Here is an 18,275-nt window from a genome sequence, read left to right as displayed (position 1 = left end):
ACTGCGCGCCGCCCCGGGGCGTCGGGCCGTGGACTCGGGCTAGGACTCGACCGCCAACCGGATCATCGTCCAGGAGACGGCGGGCAGCTCTGCGGTGAGGCGACCGCCGTCGAGCTTCACGTTGACATTCTCAGCGGGCAGCACCGACGTCGAATCATCCGCGGTCGCCTGCCAATACGGGTCCTTGTTGGAGTAGGTGACCGCCTCGATGACGCGGGCGGCGCCCAAGCCCCCGACGGCGGCATCGAGCGTGAGTGCTTCGCTCGCCGAGCGGTTGACCGCGAAAACCACGGCTTCCCCAGACTCGGCGTCATAGCTTGCGACGGCGGACAGCGCCGAGAAGCCCGTGGTCTTTTCAGCGTCGATGCTCGGGGATTCGATGGCGAGGTTGAGCACCGTGCCTGCGGCGTGCCGCGAGGTGAGCGCGAACGGGTGGAAGGTGGTCTGCTTCCAGGCGCGGCCGCCGGGTTCCGTCATGATCGGGGCGATGACGTTGACCAGCTGCGCCAGGCTCGCGGAGTGGACGCGGTCCGTGTTGCGCAGCAGTGTGATCAGCAGGTCGCCAACGACGACGGCGTCTGCCACGGTGTAGCGGTCTTCCAACAGTGCGGGTGCCACCGGCCAGTCGTCGCCCGAGGGGACCTTGGACTCGGCCCGACTGGCGTGCCAGACGTTCCATTCGTCGAAGGAAATGTTGACCTGCTTGGTGGATTTCTTGACCGACTTCACGTGGTCGATGTGGGAGACGATGTCCTTGATGAAGAGGTCCATGCGGTATCCCGCCGACAGGTGCTCCTGCAGGTCGCCATGGTCCTCGAAGTACTGGTGCGCCGAGATCAGGTCCACGACGTCGTAGGTTTCGCTGAGGACAACGCGCTCCCACTCGCCGAAGGTCGGCATGCCTGGTCCGGAACTGCCGCACGCCACGAGTTCCAGCTTGGGGTCGATCATGCGCATGGCGCGCGCGGTTTCGGCGGCAAGGCGCGCGTACTCGGTTCCCTTCTTATGGCCGATCTGCCAGAAACCGTCCATTTCGTTGCCGAGGCACCACATGGTGATCCTGTGGGGTTCGACGGCGCCATTGGCCTTTCGCTGTTCGGAAAGGGCGGTGCCGCCCTTGATGTTGCAGTACTCCAGGATATCCAGGGCTTCCTGCGTGCCGCGGGTTCCGAGGTTGACAGCCATCATGGGTTCGACGCCGGCCTTCGCGGACCACTTGGCGAACTCGTCGACGCCCACAAGGTTGGGGTCCGTGGAGTGCCAGGCCAGGTCCAGCCGGGTGGGACGCTGGTCCGCTGGTCCTACGCCGTCTTCCCAGCGATAGCCGGACACGAAGTTGCCGCCCGGGTAGCGGACTGTGGAGACGCCCAGCTCCCTGGTGAGTTCAAGCACGTCGGTGCGGAAGCCGTCGTCGTCGGCATTCGGGTGCTCGGGTTCGAAGATGCCGGTGTAGACGCAGCGGCCCAGGTGCTCAACGAAGGCGCCGAAGGTCTTGCGGCGGACCGGGCCCACCACGAAGGCGGGATCGACTGTGACCTTGGCGGTGTTGGCCGTGTGTGCTGTGTCATTCCGGGCGTCGGAGCTTTGGTGGTTTCCCAAGGGTGGGTCCTTATCTCTGGTGTTCCCCAGGCGCGCCTTGCGTGTTTCCTGAGCGATTTACAACGTTATAGAAACATTGTTAGCGCTGCCACAGCGGGAGTCAAGGGCTCTTTCGCCACTTCGGTCTAAATCGTCCGGGCAGGGGAACGGTAAACGTAAGGGCCAATCAGGCCGGCAGTATCGGGCAACCGAACGCTAAATCCCACGATGAGGAGAACGGCATGGAATCCCCGGCGACTCAATCACAAGTCCACAGACGCACACATGCAACCGTGATGGCGATTGCCATGGTTGTCCTGGTCCTCATTCTCATGACGTTCGGTTGAACGGGGATTCCATCGCCGTTGGGAAGTCGCCATTTCTAGGTGGCGCTGCTTAGCCACTCCCGCGCAGCGGTCAGGTCGGCCTGCGCAATACCGTGGCCGCCGGGACGGAGGTGCTGCTCGACCTCGGCACCCCTCCCGCGGAGGGCGCCCACCGCACGGGTGACGCTCGGCAGGGGCGCCATTGGGTCGGCGTCGCCGTTCACCATCAGGATCCGGCTCGCGGTGAGGTCGGACGACGACTCCCGCTCCCCCAGCGGATACATGCCGGAGAAGGCGACCACCCTGTCCAGGGAAGCGGGGTGCAGCAGCGCAGTGGCCAGCGCGATATTCGCTCCATTGGAGAATCCGACGGCGACAATCGCCCTGCCGTCGAGGCCGTATTGTTCGCGGGCCGCTTCAATAAAGCCGGCCAGATCGGCCGAGCGGGAGATGACGTCGTCTACGTCGAAAACGCCCTCAGCGTGACGCCGGAACCAACGATTCATCCCATCTTCGCTGACCCGTCCGCGCGGTGCCAGCATGCCGGCGTCGGGGTCAAGTTCGACGGCGAGCGGCCGCAGGCTTCGCTCGTCACCGCCTGTGCCGTGGAGCAAGAGGAAGACGGGCGCGCCGGGCTGGCCAGGAACATAAAGGTGCGGCCAGTCGGTCAGCGTTTTTGTGGCCGTCATGTCAGCCCTCCAATCCAGCAGTAGGGTTGTTCTCAACGGCCGGGCTGTTCTCGACGGCCGGGTTGTTCTCGGACGGCAGCTCGATGCGGGCCACGGCCTGCTCGATCTCCTCTCGGGAAGGCTCCAGCCATGGTGGCAGCTTCAGCGAGCGCCCGAGCTCGAGCAGCGGCTCGTCGACGTTGAAACCGGGGGTGTCCGTGGCAATCTCGAAGAGGACGCCGCCGGGCTCGCGGAAGTAGATGGACTTGAAGTACTGCCGATCGAGGATGGCCGTCACGCGGTAGCCGCGGCCGATTAGCTCCTGCCGCCACAGCTCCTGCGTGGCCTGGTCCGGGACGCGGAAGGCGATGTGGTGGACCGTCCCGCCAGCAGTGAGTCCGTACTGTGCGCGGGGGTCGGCGACGACGTCGATGATGTTGCCAGCGCTGCCATCGCCGGCAGCCAGCCGCGTGGTGTTGCCCGTTTCGGAGAGGATGCTGAGCCCGAGGGCATCGGTGAGGGTGGCCAGCGTTCCCTCGGGATTGTTCACGGTGAGCACCGACGAGTGCTGGCCGCGGACTGCGTGCTCGGCGGGGACCGAAGCAGAATCCCAAGGATCACGCGGATCGGTGGTTGACGATGCCACGAGGTCCAGTTGGAGCCCGTCGGGGTCCCGCAGGGAAAGCCGCTCTTCATCCGGCGAAACGCGCACAATAGTGGATTCCACCCCAAGCGCCTTGAAGTGTTCGCGCCACCAGCCGAGGCTGCCCTCCGGCACGGAGAAGGCGGTGGAGGTGGACTGGCCCGCACCGATCCGGCCGGGAGCGATTCCGTTCCACGGGAAGAAGGTCATGAGCGTACCTGGTTTGCCGGATTCGTCGCCGTAGTAGAGGTGGTAGGTAGCGGGATCGTCGAAGTTGACCGTCTTCTTGACCAGCCGCAGTCCCAAACCCTTGATGTAGAAGTCGATGTTGGCCTGCGGGTTGCCCGCAATAGCGGTGACGTGGTGCAGGCCCTGCGTTGCAGCTGTCATGGTGGCCCCTCCCGGGCTACTTGGGTCGCCTGGACTGCCCAGCCGACTGATGTAGATGCAAACGCATGTAGTTTGGATTTATTCCAGCCACCTCCAAGCGTGCTGCCGAAACGACCACCGTTGGAACCCCGAAGCCCGCTTCTGGAGCTAAATCCCCCCGGCCAACCTGTAGTAGGCCGCGTTCCAGGCCAGCTCCTTCTTGAACTTCTTAATTGTGGTGCCCTCGTCGATGGTCAGCAGCTCGGTGCGGGCCATCTCCGCGAAGTCCTCGAATACCTCAATGCCCACCTGCGTGGACAGCACTGTGTGGTGCGCCGCGCCGGCAGTCAGCCAGGCAGCGGCCGACGTCGCGAAGTCCGGCTTGGGCTCCCATAGCGCCCGGGCAACCGGCAGGTTCGGCAGCGGCGCGGGAAGTTCGACGACGTCGACGGCGTTCGCGACCAAACGGAACCTGTCGCGCATGTCGGACAAGGCGACGACGACACCGGCACCTGCATCGGTGTCGAACACCAGGCGCACCGGGTCTTCCTTGCCACCGATGCCCAGCGGATGGACCTCCACGCGCGGCTTCGACGCCGTCAGGGAGGGGCAGACCTCCAGCATGTGCGCGCCGAGGATCTTCTCCTCCCCGGGGACAAGGTGGTAAGTGTAGTCCTCCATCAACGACGCACCGCCCGGCAGCCCGGCACCCATCACCTTGGCAGCACGGACCAGGATCGCAGTCTTCCAGTCGCCCTCAGCACCGAAGCCATAGCCCTCGGCCATCAGCCGCTGGACTGCCATGCCCGGCAACTGCCGCAGCTCACCAAGGTCCTCGAACGACGTCGTAAACGCGGCGGAACCATTCGCCTCCAAAAAGCCTCGCAGGCCGATTTCAATCCGCGCGCTGTAGCGCAGCGACTCGTGCCTCGCGCCGCCGGGGCGCAGCTCCGGCCCCACCTCGTAAAGCCGCTCGTACTCCGCAACCAGGGCGTCGACGTCGGACTCTGCCGTGGTGTGGACCGCGTCGGCCAGTTCGTTGACAGACCAGGTGTTGACGGACACGCCGAGGCGCAACTCCGCCTCGGTCTTGTCACCTTCGGTGACGGCGACATTGCGCATGTTGTCGCCGAAGCGGGTCAGCTTCAGGCTGCGAACAGCAGCCCACCCGGCGGCAGCGCGCTGCCAGACGCCCACTTGTCGGGCAACTTCGGGATTGGTGACATGCCCGACGACGGTCTTCCGCGGCACCCCAAGACGGGACTGGATGTACCCGAACTCACGGTCACCATGCGCAGCCTGGTTGAGGTTCATGAAGTCGAAATCGATGTCCGCCCACGGGAGTTCGACGTTGGACTGAGTGTGTAGGTGGAGCAGCGGCTTGCGTAGGAGGTCCAGACCCTGGATCCACATCTTGGCCGGGCTGAATGTGTGCATCCACGCCGTCACGCCGATCACTGAATCGTCCGAATTGGCGTCCAACGCGGTGCGACGGATCGCGTCCGAATCGGTCAGCACGGGCTTCCACACCAACTTCACCGGAACGGCGGCGGAAGCGTTGAGGGCGTCGACGATCTCTTGGGACTGCGCGGCAACCTGCTTGAGGACGTCCTCGCCGTAGAGGTGCTGGCTGCCGGTGAGGAACCAGACCTCGTAGCCGTCGAGGGAGGTTGAAGCTGCTGAAGTCATGTGTCTCTCCTGGAAGTTCTTGTCGAGTCTTTGGAGGCGGCCCGGCGCTACTGGCCGTAAACGTTCTGGTAGCGGTGGTAGAGGGAAGCGATCTTGGCCTCGTCGATCGGCAACGGTTCGCCAAGTTGACGGGAAATATGGACGGTCCTGGCAACTTCTTCGCACATCACGGCGGCCTTCACCGCGGCCCGGGCGTCCTTGCCCACCGTGAACGGGCCGTGATTCTTCATGAGCACCGCCGGAGACTTTGAAGCCCGGAGTGTTTCCACGATGCCCCGCCCGATCGAGTCATCCCCGATCAGTGCAAACGGGCCCACTGGGATCTCGCCGCCGAATTCATCACCCATCATGGTCAGGACGCACGGGATGGGCTCACCTCGGGCGGCCCACGCTGTGGCGTAGGTGGAGTGGGTGTGGACCACTCCACCTACCTCCGGCATGTTCCGGTAAACGTAGGCGTGCGCGGCAGTGTCCGACGACGGCGCCAGCACAGGATTGCCCCATTGCACCCAGTTGCCGTCCCCGGCCTGGGCCTCCCTGGAAGTGACGTCTCCGGCGTCGCCTTTCTCGAAACCACGTGTTTCGAAGCCACCGCTCACAGGCTCCCCAAAGAGATCGGTGACGACGATGTCTTCGGGTGTGAGCGCGTCGTAGGCGACGCCGGAGGGCTTAATGACCATCAGCTCATAGCCGGGGACACGGGCTGAAACGTTGCCAGCGGTCCACACGACCAGTTCGTAGCGGGTCAGTTCGGAATGCAGTGCACAGACTTCGCGTCGGAGCCGGGCGATGGTGTCCAGGAGCGGGCTCATCGCGTGGCTCCGGTCGCGACGGCAGCGGATTCGTCGTCCGATGCTGTGCCAGCAACACTGCCTGCAACACTGCCAGCAACACCGCCAGCAACCCCAGCCGCAGCACCCCCGGTGGCACCGGCGACGCCGCCCGAACCCATGGCTTTCGCCGCACGCTGGATCGCCTTCAGCCGGTGCATAACGTCGTTGGCGCCACGTCCAAAGAAGTCATGTAACAGGAGGTATTCGCGGTAGAGCGCCTCGTACGCCACCACGTTCTCCGGAATCGGCGTAAAGACAGCCCCAGGCTCGGCGCCCATAACACCGGCAGCCGACCTGACGTCGTCGTACTTTCCAGCCGCAACGGCGGCGTGAATGGCTGAACCCAGCGCCGGGCCCTGTTCGGAACCGATGGTGGACAGCGGAAGGTTCAGCACGTCGGCGTAAATCTGCATCAGCAACAGGTTCTGCAGCAAGCCGCCGGCGACGATGAATTCGCGCACGGGTACGCCGGAATCGCGGAAGGTATCCACAATGACCCGCGTGCCGAAGGCCGTAGCCTCGAGCAGCGCACGGTAGGTGTCCTCGGGCTTGGTCGCCAGGGTCTGCCCCACCACCACGCCGGACAGTTCGTGATCCACCAGCACTGAGCGGTTGCCGCTGTGCCAGTCGAGGGCGATCAGCCCGTGCTCGCCGATTTCCTGCCTGGCTGCGAGTTCGGTGAGGTATTCATGAATGCCAACGCCAGCTGCCTCTGCGGCAGAGTGGTACGCGGGCGGGACGCCGTTCTTGGTGAACCACCCAAAGATGTCGCCGACGCCGGACTGCCCGGCCTCGTAACCCCACAGCCCGTCGACGATCCCGCCGTCCACCACGCCGCACATTCCCGGGACCTCCCGGAGGACGTCGCCGTTCATAACGTGGCAGGTGGACGTCCCCATAATTGCCACCATTTGCCCGGGTTCCACGGCGCCGGCCGCCGGTGCCGTGACGTGAGCGTCGACATTCCCGACCGCCACCGCGATGCCCACAGGCAGGCCCGTCCAAGCCGCGGCCTCCTCCGTGAGGTAGCCGGCGGCGTCGCCGAGTCGGCCGATGGTGTGTTCCAGCTTGGCGGCGACGAAGTCCTTGAACTGCGGGTTGAGCTCGGCCAGGAACTCCTCGGAGGGATAGCGGCCGTCCTGGTAAATGCCCTTGTATCCGGCCGTGCACGCGTTGCGCACGTAGCGTCCGGTGAGCTGCCAGACGATCCAGTCGGCGGCCTCCACCCAACGGTCCATCGCCGCGTAGACCTCGGGGTCCTCCTCGAGGACTTGCAGCGCCTTGGCGAACTCCCATTCCGAGGAAATCAGGCCGCCGTACCGCGGCAACCAGTTCTCGCCGCGGTCCTCCGCCAGGCGGTTTATCCGATCTGCCTGCGGCTGCGCCGCGTGGTGACGCCACAGCTTCACGAACGCGTGCGGCCGGTCGGCGAACTGCGGCAGCTCGTTTAACGGAATTCCGTCCGCGGTGACCGGCACCATGGTGCAGGCGGTGAAGTCCGTGCCAATACCAACGACGGCGGCAGGGTCTATCCCGGCGTCGCGCACCGCTGCCGGAACAGCCACGCGCAGCACGTCGCGATAGTCGTTGGGAACCTGCAGGGCCCAGTCGGCTGGCAGCTTTACGTGAGAAACGCCAGGGATCGCATCGGTGACGACGGCGTGCGTGTAGTGGTGCACCGCACTGCCGACTTCCTTGCCATCAGAAACCCGAACCACCACGGCCCGGCCGGAAAGCGTGCCGTAGTCCACGCCGATCACGTAGCTGTCAGTTGTGGCATCCATTTTCTATGTCCTCACACGTCAAACCCCGTCATGGGCTGCTTTCAATTGTTAGCGCTAACAACATGGAACGTCAAGAGCAGAGGGCGATGAGCCACGCCGGTAGAATGTCGTGATGAGCGCCGTCGCCCATCAGCCCCTGAAGGAATCCCCTATGGCCCTTTCAGACCTGCCTTGGCCGTTGCTACATTCGGTGGCAGCTTTGGCCGATGCCCCTCTGATCCAGATAGCCGAGCGGCTGCGTGACGCCACGCTCCCCTTCATTGGAAGCAGTGCGCTGGTCATCTTCACCGAAGACTGTACGGGTCGGCCGCAGAAGAAGGCTGGCGCGGAAGAAATCACTTCCCGGGTATCCATTGCCGAGCTTGACGCACTTCACGGTGTCCTTGCAGACGAGTCTCCCTGGTTCGGTGAAACCCAGCTGGCCGGCCGGAACCGCCCGGTTCTGGCCATGAAACACGCCCCCAGCCAGGCCCTTCTGGTCTTCACGGATCCTCAGCCTGCCCAGCGCGGGAACAACTCCGGAACGGAGTTGGTGACGTACCTCTGGAACCTCACCGCGCGGCGGATCCAGGAGAAGGTGGCTGATGCGTCGCCGTCGTACTTGCTGGAATCCCGCGCGGCCTCGGCCGAGCGGATCCGCGTGACTGCTGAACTGACCGACCTGCACTCCACTACCTTGGAATCACTCCTGGCAGCACTGCGTTCCAACTCCCTGGACGATGCAACAGCCCGTTCAACTGTCACTGACCTCACTGCCAGGGCCCTGGTGGCGCTCCGCACTCTCAGCGACCGCACGACGGACCTGGTGGAAGAGCCTGTCGCCAAAGCCTTCGAACGCCTTCGGGAGGACCTGCGACCGCTCACGAGCTACAGCGGCACTGAGGTCCAATTCATCGAACCGCCGCTGAATGGAAGGGCCCTCCCAGGCGAAGTCGCCCACGCCGCACGTGCCATCGTTCGAGGGCTTGTGCTGGCCATGATGGAACAAGCCGAGGTCAGCAGGATCCGTACGCACTGGGACTGCGACGGCGTTAACTTGCTGATCAACGTACGCGATGACGGCGGCGGTGAACTCACTGCCGCTGATCCGAGCATCGGCCGGCTGGACCGCCGGGTGCAGGCGCTCAGCGGACAACTGCGGGTGGACGTCATGCCGGGCTGGGGTGCAGACGTTTTCGTCTCGCTCCCCTTGGACCTGCCTACGCGCCCGGCCGGGGAGGTCGCCGAATGGAACCTTGCCGCCCGGGAACTGGAGGTTCTTCAGCACCTGGCCGCCGGACACCGCAACCGAACCATCGCCCTGGCCATGGGCATTAGCGAGAACACGGTCAAGTTCCATGCGCGGAACCTGTTCAAGAAGCTCAACGTCCGTTCCCGCACGGAAGCCATCGCTCTGGCACATAGTCACGGGCTACGGTGATGCCGAAGGCCCCAGCCTCGGAAGAACGTGTGCCTACCATAGCGTCCTGGCGACCTGCATGGCCGGCTGACCCCGGAACGGGAAGTAGGCGATATTCTCAGGAACGCGCCTACGCTGCGTCCGAAGGAGGGAAAAATGTCACTGGGCCGGCTGGAAGTCATTTTGCTGGGACTTCTTTCCACCGGAGACCGCACCGGGTATGACGTGTGGAAGTGGTTGGAAGGGCATGGACCATTTGTCGGGTACATGGCCAAGACGTCGCAGATCTACCGGCAGCTGGGAAAACTCGTGGAATGGGGATGGGCCACGTCCTTCCCTGATCCCAGGAGCTCGGGTCCCGACGCTAAGCTCTACCGGATCACTGATCGTGGAAGGGACACGCTCAGGGAGTGGATCAACTCGCCGTACGTACCCTCTCCCCGGCCGCTGGATCCGGACTTCCAGGTGAGGCTTCGCTTCGCTGGAAGCATTGGTCCTGAAAAGGCGCTGGAACTGGTGCAGATCGAACTCGAGTACCGCAAGGCGCGGGAAGCCAGCATCGACAGGACTTTCGATGAGGTGTTGGTCAGCGCCGACGCAGCTGCGAGGGAACGTGAATGGCAGAAGGAGTGGTTCCTCATCCAGAACGAGAGAGGCCACTATATGGTGTCCAACCTCATCGCCTGGCTCGAGGCAACGGAGCGCCGGCTGCTGACAATCATCCAAAACAGGGCAAAGGTAGAGGTGTGAATACCGGAAGCCACGCGGAGAGTGCGGCAACACCGAGCTGCTGCTCAGCCTCGAGAGAACCCGCATCGAGCGGCAGGGCGCCTTTTACCACCCAGTCGCCCCCCTACTAACGGCAACCAGCCCGCTCACAACGACGTCCCGATTCCCGCCGGTACTTTGGCAACTGCGGCTTCCGCACCGTTGCGTTGAACTGACCGGGCGGTCAATGCAAAACGCCCGACGGCGGCGCGCGGCCCGCGCCCAAGGCGACCCGGCCGACGTCGACCGCGGCCTCTGGCGCGGTGGGAGCTAGCGGCGTAGCGTCGTGAGCATCCACGGGGCGCTAGCTACAGTACGGCGCATGGACGCCGGCCCACGCGGTCTTAGGTGTTGGAGGAGCCAGGGATGGCTGGATGGAACGCTGACACGGCTGCCGGCCCCCTCGGGTCGGGAACAATAACTTTGGTTGAAGGCTCGTCCTTCTGCATCTCCTCGTCCAATGGGGACATCCATCCCGAGCTGCCGCACGGAGCCTTCCACCGGGACACCCGCATCCTGTCCCGCTGGAACCTGACCATCAACGGACAGCCAATGGAAGCCCTGGCCGCGGAGACGAAAGAACCCTACAGGGCGTTCTTTGTCAGTCGTGTCCCACGATCGGACGGCTACGCGGACAGCCCGTTAATCGTCGAACGGCTACGGGAAGTGGGCGCCGGGATCCTGGAACAGGTTACTGTGCGGAACTATTCCGTTGATCCGGCCGAGTGCGCCGTATTGCTGGTCCCCGAAGCCGATTTCGCGGACCTGTTTGAAGTGAAAGAGGCTCGGGTCCAGCGTCGCTGGGAGGAAGTCCGCGAGGTCAAGGACGACTCGCTGGTGGTGCATGCCAATTGGCAGGGCCTCCGGAAGAGCGTCGTCTTCAGGGGCGAAGGCGCCACCGCAACATCCGACGGCCTGAGTTATCGGGTGACCATCCCGCCCTACAGCGACTGGACGGCCAGGCTGAGCGTCCTGCCCCTCATCGATGGAGCCGGCCCGGAGTCGCCTTTCAGCCACCCTCATCCCGGAGAGATGTCGCCGCGCGACAAGCGCCGCCAGGATTGGGTCGCCAGAATCCCCGCATTGCACATGGGCAACCGCTCCATCGAAAGGACGCTGAGGAGAAGCTACGACGACCTCGGTGCGCTGCGCATCGAGGATCCCGAGCACCCGGACCGCGTGGTGGTGGCGGCCGGCGCGCCGTGGTTCATGACGTTGTTTGGCCGTGACTCGTTGTGGGCGTCCGAAATGGCGTTGCCGGTTGACCCTTCGCTGGCCCTCGGCACCCTGCAGACCCTGGCGGACCGGCAAGGCAAGGTAGTGGACTCAATGAGCGAGGAGGAACCCGGCAAAATCCTGCACGAGGTCAGGCTCGATATTTCCAGTGGACTGGCTCTGGGCGGCAAATCGACCTATTACGGCAGCGTTGACGCCACGCCACTCTTTGTCCAGAATCTGGGATCCCTCAGCAGGTGGGGATTCTCCAAGGAGACCATCTCCGCCCTCCTGCCGAACGCGGACCGGGCGCTGGAGTGGATCTCTGAGTACGGGGACAAGGACGGCGACGGGTTCGTCGAGTATGAGCGGCTCAGCGACCAGGGGCTGATCAACCAAGGATGGAAGGACTCCTGGGACGGCATCAATTTCGCCGACGGCCGGCTGGCCGAGCCGCCCATCGCGCTGTGTGAGGTGCAGGCTTACGTCCACGGCGCCTATATGGCGCGGGCCTGGATGGCGTACGACGCCGGAGACGTGGCTTTGGCGGCGGACCTTCGGGACCGTGCCGCGCGGCTAAAGCGGCAATTCAACGAACAGTTCTGGCTTCCGGACAAGGGGTACTACGCCATCGCCCTGGACGGCGACAAGCGTCCGGTGGACTCGTGCGCCTCCAACATGGGGCACTGCCTGTGGTATGGCCTCATTGATGACGACAAAGTGCCGCTGGTGGTGGACAAGCTGATGTCCCCTGAAATGTTCAGCGGCTGGGGCGTGCGGACTTTGGCGAGCGATATGCGGGCCTACAACCCCGCCAGCTACCACAACGGCTCGGTCTGGCCGCACGATAACGCCATCATCGTGGCAGGGCTGATGCGCTGCGGGTACATCGACGAAGCGCAGCGCATCGCCACGGCACTGCTGGAGGCCGCCGAATACTCCGATGGCCGCCTGCCTGAGTTGTTCTGCGGCTTCGATCGGAACATGTTCAAGGAGCCGGTCCCCTATCCCACCGCCTGCTCGCCACAGGCCTGGGCTGCCACGGCCCCGATCCTTCTGATCACAGCCCTCATGCGCTATGACGCCCACATTTTCCACGGCGGCATGTGGCTGGACCCGGCACTCCCGGGGTCCTATGGCGATGTCCACATCAGCAACGCGCCCATGGGAGCGGGCCGGATCACCATCGACGTTTCAGGCTCCTCGGTCTCCGTCCAAGGGCTGCCCGAAGGCATGCGCGTGCACCGAGGTCACCGGCCCTGGATTACTGAACTCGTGGAACAGGCCAAACTGCCCCCGGAAAGGTAAGGGCTATCGGATGACAGGGCTGGGCCGGTCCGGCTGACAGAGGCGCGCCGGACCGGCCAGCCCATATTTCAAGCGCCGGGGCAGCCAAGATCCCCGGCACCTTTCACCGCGAGAGGCTGGCGGTGTCTGTGAGAAGGAGGGGCGGAAAGGAATGATCCTTTCCGCCCCTCCCAATTGCCGTTCTCCCAGCCAGCTAGGCCCACATTTGGTAGCCGCTGAGCTTGTCGAATAGCTTTCGAGTGCGGTTTCCCTCCGCAGCTATCCAGAGAACGGAATCATCGGCGGCAGCCTGCTCCACGATGCCGGTGACGACGTACTCGCCCAAGCGCCAGACTTCCACTGTGCGGCCAACCAACTGGCCCCAATCGGCGCGCATACCCCTGCCCCCTTCGGTTTTGATGACGCCCGAAGCCATGGTTCAGCACTCGATGACGTTCACGGCGAGTCCGCCGCGGGATGTCTCCTTGTACTTGATCTTCATGTCGGCGCCCGTCTCCCTCATGGTCTTGATGGCTTTGTCCAGGGAGACCTTGTGGGTTCCGTCTCCGCGCATCGCCATGCGGGCCGCGTTGATGGCCTTGTTGCTGGCGATGGCGTTGCGTTCAATGCAGGGAATCTGCACCAAGCCACCCACGGGGTCGCAGGTCAGGCCGAGATTGTGCTCGATGCCCACCTCGGCTGCGTTCTCCACTTGTTCCGGTGTGCCACCAAGCACTTCGCAAAGTCCCGCAGCCGCCATGGAACAAGCTGAGCCAACTTCGCCCTGGCATCCCACTTCAGCGCCGGAAATGGACGCATTTTCCTTGAAAAGAATCCCGACGGCGGCCGCCGTGAGCAGGAAGCGAATCACCCCATCATCGTTAGCCCCGGGGATGAACTTTTCGTAGTAGTGCAACACGGCTGGCACGATGCCGGCCGCACCGTTGGTGGGAGCCGTGACGATCCTGCCTCCGGAAGCGTTCTCCTCGTTCACGGCCAGCGCGAACAGGTTCACCCAGTCCATGGCCCGCATGGGATCGGACTCGTCCGTGGTGGCGGACAGTTCGGCGAAGAGCCGGGGAGCCCGGCGTGGAACCTTGAGTCCGCCCGGAAGCGTCGGATCTATCCGCTCACAGCCGTTGCTCACGCACTCCTTCATCACGGACCAGATGTGCAGCAGCTCGCTGCGGAGTTCCTCCTCGGTCCGCCACGCCAGTTCATTGGCCAGCATGATGTCGCTGATCCGCATTCCTTCACGACGGCAATGCGCCAGGAGCTGGGCACCCGTGGTGAAGGGGTAGGGCAGCACGGTGCTGTCCTCAACGATCCGGTCAGCCCCGGCGGCCTGCTCATCCACCACGAATCCGCCGCCCACCGAGTAGAAGGTCCCTTCCCTGAGCACAGTTCCTTCGGCGTCGTAAGCCGTGAAGGTCATGCCGTTGGGGTGGGCCGGCAGCGACTTGCGCCGGTGCAGGATGACGTCGTCGTCCTTGTAGAAACTGATTGGCCGTGAACCAGCCAGGTTCAGTTTCCTGGCGTGTGCAGCATCCGCGACCATCTGGTCTGCGCGGTCGGTGTCCACAGTCTCAGGGCTTTCCCCCTGCAAACCCAGGATGACTGCCTTGTCCGATCCGTGGCCATGGCCCGTTGCCCCAAGGGAGCCAAAGAGTTCCGACTTAACGCGGGCCACACTCTCCAGGAGCCCTGCGGCTGCCAGGCTGTTGGTGAACAGCCTGGCAGCACGCATGGGACCCACTGTGTGGGAGGACGAAGGACCGATCCCAACCGAGAACAGGTCGAGCGTGCTCAGCGCCATTACGGGGTTTCCAGAACCGCAAACTGATCGAGCGCCGCGAATTCACCCATGGCGTCCGCCAGCCACCGGCCCAGGTAGTCCGCGAAGGATGACCGCGGGTAGATACGGTAGCTTTCCGGCGCGGTCTTCCAGAGGATCACCGGGACGTGACCGATGTTCGTGTTGACCGCCGTGCCCTCCTTGAAAACGCGGGGGTGCAGGTCCAGCGGGCACCCCTTCTCCAGCACCTCACGCGCGGACGGACCGATCAGCTCGAAGGTGGTGCGGTTCGCCGAAAGATCGACGACGGAGCCGTGGTCCGCCTGCAGCGCCTCGGTCAGCGCCCGGGTCAACTGGGAGTGGTCTTCGTCAGTGACCACTAGGAACTCATCTGGGCCCAGCCACAGAACCGAACGTCCGGACTCTGCGGTGACGCGGCCGTGTGCGTCCGGCAGGAGGGTCCCCAGGACCTTTTCCAGCCGCTGGGCTGCGTCGCTTGCCTGCGTAACCCTCAGGCCAACCATGGTCTGGAAAGGGATTTCGCGGAGCCCGACGCCCCTTTCACCTTCTACGCTGGCACCCTCAAACAGCTCGGCCAGGTGGGCGGCAGGGCTGCGGCGCAGCGCGCTGAGGTCGGATGTTGCGTTGGATTCAACGAGTGTCAGCTCAGCCATCTCGGCGCTTCCCTTCAGGATCGAAAAGTACTGTCTCTGCCACAACAACGTCCACCAGCTGGTCACCAACGGGTGCCACCAGCGTCTGGCCGATTAGGTTGCGGCCGTTCTTGATCAGGGCCAAGGCAAAGGAGCGGCCCAGGGCCTGGCTGTGGTAACTGGAAGTGACGTGTCCAAGCATCGGAACCGGCGCAAAGTCCGGGTTGCAGTCGATGCCCTTTTCCACCAGCTGGGTACCCTCCGGCAGGCGGAAGGACGTGTCAACGGGCAGAAGGCCCACCAGGTGCTTGCGGTCAGTCCGCTTGGTGTCCTCACGTGCGAAGGACCGCTTGCCCACGAAGTCCTTGGCCTTGGAAACGATCCACTCCATGCCCGCGTCCTGCGGGGTGACCGTTCCGTCGGTGTCCTGTCCGACGATCGGGTAGCCCTTCTCAGCACGGAGCACGTGCATGGTCTCCGTGCCGTAGGGGGTGATGTTGAACTCGGCACCGGCCGCGGCCACGTCCTCCCAGACCTGCTGCCCGTACCAGCCGGAGACGTTGATCTCGAAGGCCAGTTCGCCGGAGAAGGAGATCCGGCAAACGCGGGCCGGGATTCCGGAGGCGAGGGTGGTTTCGCGGAAGGTCATGAACGGGAACGCGTCGTTGGTGACGTCCAGCTGTGGTGCCAGTTTCGCAACCACCTCGCGGGACTTGGGACCAACAATCGCGATGGTGCTCCACTGCTCCGTCACGGACGTGCAGTTGACGTCCAGTTCAGGCCACTCGGTCTGCAGCCATTCCTCCAGCCAGTCCAGTACACGCGCCGCGCCACCGGTGGTGGTGGTCATAAAGAAGCGGTTGTCGTCGACGCGGAGGGTCACGCCGTCGTCGAAGATCATTCCGTCCGGCTTGCACATCACGCCGTACCGGGCGGAGCCCGGGGCGAGCTTCTTGAACGCGTTGGTGTAGATCCGGTTCAGGAACTCACCGGCGTCACTGCCCCAGATTTCGATCTTGCCGAGCGTAGTGGCGTCCATGAAGCCCACCGACTCGCGCACTGCCGAGCATTCGCGGGCCACCGCAGCGTCCAGGTCCTCGCCTGGCTGCGGGTAGTACCAGGGGCGCAGCCACTGGCCGACGATTTCGAACTCGGCGCCGTTGGCAACGTGCCACGGGTGGATGGATGTCAGGCGTGCCGGGTCGAACAGGTCACCGCGTTCCCGGCCGGCCAGGGCCGCGAAGGCGACCGGCGCGTAGGGGGCGCGGTACGTCGTCGTACCAATTTCACCAGGCGTCGCTCCGCCGTTCAGTGCCGCGGCAATAACGCCGATGGCGTTGACGCCGGAAGTCTTGCCCTGGTCATTGGCGGTGCTGATGGACGTGTAGCGCTTGACGTGCTCAACGCTGCGCATGCCGGCCCCGGTGGCCCGAAGCACATCGGCAACCGACTGGTCGCGCTGCAGGTCAACAAAGTGTTCGTGCAGTTCGGAAAGGTCCTCGCCTTCCTGGCGGACAAGCCACAGCGGGCGGGTGGAGCCCTGAACTGCCGGCGGGTAGGAAGGCACGGCGAGGGTGGTGGTGCCCTGTTCGTTGACGAAACCGGCGTTGAACGCCGCAACCGAACCGGAGTGCGAACCTTCGGCGACGCAGTCCTCGGTGGCGAAGCTGCCGCGGGCAGCGCCCACGATCTGCTGGCCGTCCACCGAGTCCGATGGCACAAAGGCAACCAGGTTGTCGTCCCAGCGGACGCGGCCCTGCCGCTGGCTGTGGAGGTGGGTCACTGGGCTCCAGCCGCCGGAAACGGCCACCAGGTCGCAGTCCAGTTCGACGGCGGGACCCTGCGCAACGCCGTCGGCGTCAAGGGAGCGCACCACGGCGCCGCTGACGCGCGGGTCACCGGTGGTGTCGACGACGGCAGAACCGGACAGGACTTTGATGCCCTGGGCGGCGGCAGCGCTGGCTGCGTCCGATACCTCGGTGCGGGCATCCGCGATCGCGGCAATCGTGACGCCAGCGGCCGTCAGTTCGCTGACGAGGGCGTAGGCGCTGTCGTTGTTGGTGCCGATCACCACACGGGTGCCCGGGGCCACGGCGTAGCGGTTGATGTAGCTGCGCACTGCGGAAGCCAGCATCACGCCGGGACGGTCGTTGTTGCGGAAGACGATCGGCCGCTCGTGGGCACCCGTTGCGACCACTACTTGCTGGGCGCGGATGTGCCAGAGCCTCTGACGGGACACGGCTGCGAGCTCCGGGGCCGCTGCGGCGCTGCCCAGATGGTCCGTCCGGTTCTGCAGGGCGATGACGTAGTTGCTGTCGTAGTTGCCGAACGCGTTGGTGCGCGTCAGGACGGTGACCTCTTCGGCGGACTCGAGTTCCTTCCGGATCGCGTCAACCCATTCAAGGGCGGGAACACCTTCGACGACGGTGCGCGGCGCAGAGAGCAGCGAGCCACCCAGTTCGGGCTGGTCGTCGATCAGGATAACGCGGGCGCCGGTGACGGCGGCAGACTTGGCGGCGGCGAGGCCGGCAGGGCCGGCGCCGATAACCAGCACGTCGGTGTGGACGTACTTCTTGTCGTAGACCGCGGTGTCCTCGGCCGGGTCGAGCTGGCCCAGGCCGGAGAGGTAGGAGGCTGCCAGGCCATCCGTGAGTTCAACGGTGGTGGCCGGCAACATGGATTCGTTGACCCCGCCCCGGCCGTGGTTCTGGACCTTGACCAGCGCGTTGGGCTCCTCGATGCCTGCGGCCAGAATGCCGCGACGGCGCTTCTGGTACAGGGACGGCGCCGTCTCAATCACGCCGTTCGCCAGGAGTGCCGATGCCAGGGTGTCCCCCGGGTGCCCGACGTAGCTCTTCCCGTCAACTGTGAAGGCCAGCTCCTGGGAGCGGTCGATGCGGCCACCTTCGGAGATGCGGTGGGGCTGAGGCGTCATTTGGTCCCTCCAGCTGCGGCGTTGTTGGTCTCGGCTTGGGTCGATGCGATGTCCGGACGGGGTGCGCCCGCCGGGTACACCGCGGAAATCCGGTAGGTGACGGTGTCACGAATGGCGTTGAACCACTTGCGGCATCCACCGGAGTGGGACCACCGCTCGGCGTACTGGCCCTTGGTGTTCTCCCGGTAGAAGAGGTAGCGTGCCCACTCCTCGTCGCTCAGCGCATCGGGGTTCTCGGGATAGGCCACGTGGGCCTGCCCGCCATAGTGGAATTCGGTTTCGTCTCGCGGCCCGCAGTTGGGGCACTGGATCTGGATCATGCCGTGTCTTCTT

Annotated in this window: 14 protein-coding genes; 3 read left to right on the top strand and 11 right to left on the bottom strand. The window is 64.6% G+C overall.

Annotated elements, in window-relative coordinates; genetic code table 11:
• Nucleotides 1–39 precede the first annotated feature (39 nt).
• The 6 genes from LD110_RS17330 to araB form a co-directional block, all read right to left on the bottom strand.
• A complete protein-coding gene (locus tag LD110_RS17330; protein WP_225500456.1) occupies nt 40–1,599 on the bottom strand; it encodes an alpha-N-arabinofuranosidase in 1,560 nt (519 codons plus the stop codon).
• 361 nt (nt 1,600–1,960) lie between these two features.
• Complete coding sequence (locus tag LD110_RS17325) at nt 1,961–2,593, bottom strand: alpha/beta hydrolase (RefSeq protein ID WP_225500454.1); 633 nt, start codon at nt 2,591–2,593, stop codon at nt 1,961–1,963.
• 1 nt (nt 2,594) lies between these two features.
• Nucleotides 2,595–3,605 (bottom strand): ring-cleaving dioxygenase, encoded by a 1,011-nt coding sequence (locus LD110_RS17320; RefSeq protein WP_225500452.1) that lies wholly within the window; start codon nt 3,603–3,605, stop codon nt 2,595–2,597.
• Nucleotides 3,606–3,752: 147 nt separating this feature from the next.
• The gene (araA, locus tag LD110_RS17315; RefSeq protein ID WP_225500450.1) at nt 3,753–5,273 is read right to left on the bottom strand and encodes an L-arabinose isomerase; all 1,521 of its coding nucleotides are present in this window, start codon (nt 5,271–5,273) and stop codon (nt 3,753–3,755) included.
• 47 nt (nt 5,274–5,320) lie between these two features.
• The gene (locus LD110_RS17310) at nt 5,321–6,085 is read right to left on the bottom strand and encodes an L-ribulose-5-phosphate 4-epimerase (RefSeq protein WP_225500448.1); all 765 of its coding nucleotides are present in this window, start codon (nt 6,083–6,085) and stop codon (nt 5,321–5,323) included.
• A complete protein-coding gene (gene araB / locus LD110_RS17305) occupies nt 6,082–7,890 on the bottom strand; it encodes a ribulokinase (protein WP_225500446.1) in 1,809 nt (602 codons plus the stop codon). The genes LD110_RS17310 and araB overlap by 4 nt, the downstream gene beginning before the upstream one ends.
• A 112-nt stretch (nt 7,891–8,002) precedes the next feature.
• Between araB and LD110_RS17300 the strand changes: the two genes are divergently transcribed.
• The 3 genes from LD110_RS17300 (at nt 8,003) to LD110_RS17290 (ending at nt 12,580) form a co-directional block, all read left to right on the top strand.
• Nucleotides 8,003–9,310, top strand: a complete 1,308-nt coding sequence (locus tag LD110_RS17300; RefSeq protein ID WP_225500444.1) for a response regulator transcription factor family protein — start codon at nt 8,003–8,005, stop codon at nt 9,308–9,310.
• A gap of 135 nt (nt 9,311–9,445) precedes the next feature.
• Nucleotides 9,446–10,039 (top strand): PadR family transcriptional regulator, encoded by a 594-nt coding sequence (locus LD110_RS17295; RefSeq protein WP_225500442.1) that lies wholly within the window; start codon nt 9,446–9,448, stop codon nt 10,037–10,039.
• A 384-nt stretch (nt 10,040–10,423) separates the two neighbouring features.
• Complete coding sequence (locus LD110_RS17290) at nt 10,424–12,580, top strand: glycogen debranching N-terminal domain-containing protein (RefSeq protein WP_225500440.1); 2,157 nt, start codon at nt 10,424–10,426, stop codon at nt 12,578–12,580.
• Nucleotides 12,581–12,773: 193 nt separating this feature from the next.
• Here LD110_RS17290 and LD110_RS17285 read toward each other — a convergent pair whose 3' ends face one another.
• Genes LD110_RS17285 through LD110_RS17265 form a run of 5 tightly spaced genes read right to left on the bottom strand, consistent with a single transcriptional unit; the run spans nt 12,774 to nt 18,262 of the window.
• Entirely contained in the window at nt 12,774–12,956 is a 183-nt protein-coding gene (locus LD110_RS17285) for a hypothetical protein (protein ID WP_225500438.1), read from the bottom strand.
• Nucleotides 12,957–12,998: 42 nt separating this feature from the next.
• Nucleotides 12,999–14,375 carry an L-serine ammonia-lyase gene (locus LD110_RS17280; protein ID WP_225500436.1) on the bottom strand — a complete coding sequence of 459 codons (1,377 nt, stop codon included), beginning with the start codon at nt 14,373–14,375 and terminating at the stop codon, nt 12,999–13,001.
• Complete coding sequence (locus LD110_RS17275; protein WP_225500434.1) at nt 14,375–15,028, bottom strand: sarcosine oxidase subunit gamma; 654 nt, start codon at nt 15,026–15,028, stop codon at nt 14,375–14,377. The genes LD110_RS17280 and LD110_RS17275 overlap by 1 nt, the downstream gene beginning before the upstream one ends.
• Nucleotides 15,021–17,942: a sarcosine oxidase subunit alpha family protein gene (locus LD110_RS17270; RefSeq protein WP_225500432.1), complete on the bottom strand. Its 2,922-nt coding sequence runs from the start codon at nt 17,940–17,942 to the stop codon at nt 15,021–15,023. Before LD110_RS17270 ends, LD110_RS17275 begins: the two co-directional genes overlap by 8 nt.
• Nucleotides 17,939–18,262, bottom strand: coding sequence for a sarcosine oxidase subunit delta (locus LD110_RS17265; RefSeq protein ID WP_225500430.1), 324 nt, complete (start codon nt 18,260–18,262; stop codon nt 17,939–17,941). Before LD110_RS17265 ends, LD110_RS17270 begins: the two co-directional genes overlap by 4 nt.
• Between the last annotated feature and the right edge of the window lie 13 nt (nt 18,263–18,275).

Origin of the sequence: Arthrobacter sp. M4, assembly GCF_020251205.1 — a bacterium.
Lineage (GTDB): Bacteria > Actinomycetota > Actinomycetes > Actinomycetales > Micrococcaceae > Arthrobacter.
Note: the sequence above shows the minus strand (reverse complement) of the source record. Positions and strands in the feature narration are given on the sequence as shown.

Excerpts from the sequence above, each read along its gene's own strand:
- LD110_RS17325 (WP_225500454.1), bottom strand. The coding sequence starts at position 2,593 with ATGACGGCCACAAAAACGCTGACCGACTGGCCGCACCTTTATGTTCCT.
- LD110_RS17295 (WP_225500442.1), top strand. The coding sequence starts at position 9,446 with ATGTCACTGGGCCGGCTGGAAGTCATTTTGCTGGGACTTCTTTCCACC.
- araA (WP_225500450.1), bottom strand. The coding sequence starts at position 5,273 with ATGACTTCAGCAGCTTCAACCTCCCTCGACGGCTACGAGGTCTGGTTC.
- LD110_RS17285 (WP_225500438.1), bottom strand. The coding sequence starts at position 12,956 with ATGCGCGCCGATTGGGGCCAGTTGGTTGGCCGCACAGTGGAAGTCTGG.
- LD110_RS17290 (WP_225500440.1), top strand. The coding sequence starts at position 10,424 with ATGGCTGGATGGAACGCTGACACGGCTGCCGGCCCCCTCGGGTCGGGA.
- LD110_RS17265 (WP_225500430.1), bottom strand. The coding sequence starts at position 18,262 with ATGATCCAGATCCAGTGCCCCAACTGCGGGCCGCGAGACGAAACCGAA.
- LD110_RS17310 (WP_225500448.1), bottom strand. The coding sequence starts at position 6,085 with ATGAGCCCGCTCCTGGACACCATCGCCCGGCTCCGACGCGAAGTCTGT.
- LD110_RS17300 (WP_225500444.1), top strand. The coding sequence starts at position 8,003 with ATGAGCGCCGTCGCCCATCAGCCCCTGAAGGAATCCCCTATGGCCCTT.
- LD110_RS17275 (WP_225500434.1), bottom strand. The coding sequence starts at position 15,028 with ATGGCTGAGCTGACACTCGTTGAATCCAACGCAACATCCGACCTCAGC.
- LD110_RS17270 (WP_225500432.1), bottom strand. The coding sequence starts at position 17,942 with ATGACGCCTCAGCCCCACCGCATCTCCGAAGGTGGCCGCATCGACCGC.
- araB (WP_225500446.1), bottom strand. The coding sequence starts at position 7,890 with ATGGATGCCACAACTGACAGCTACGTGATCGGCGTGGACTACGGCACG.
- LD110_RS17320 (WP_225500452.1), bottom strand. The coding sequence starts at position 3,605 with ATGACAGCTGCAACGCAGGGCCTGCACCACGTCACCGCTATTGCGGGC.
- LD110_RS17280 (WP_225500436.1), bottom strand. The coding sequence starts at position 14,375 with ATGGCGCTGAGCACGCTCGACCTGTTCTCGGTTGGGATCGGTCCTTCG.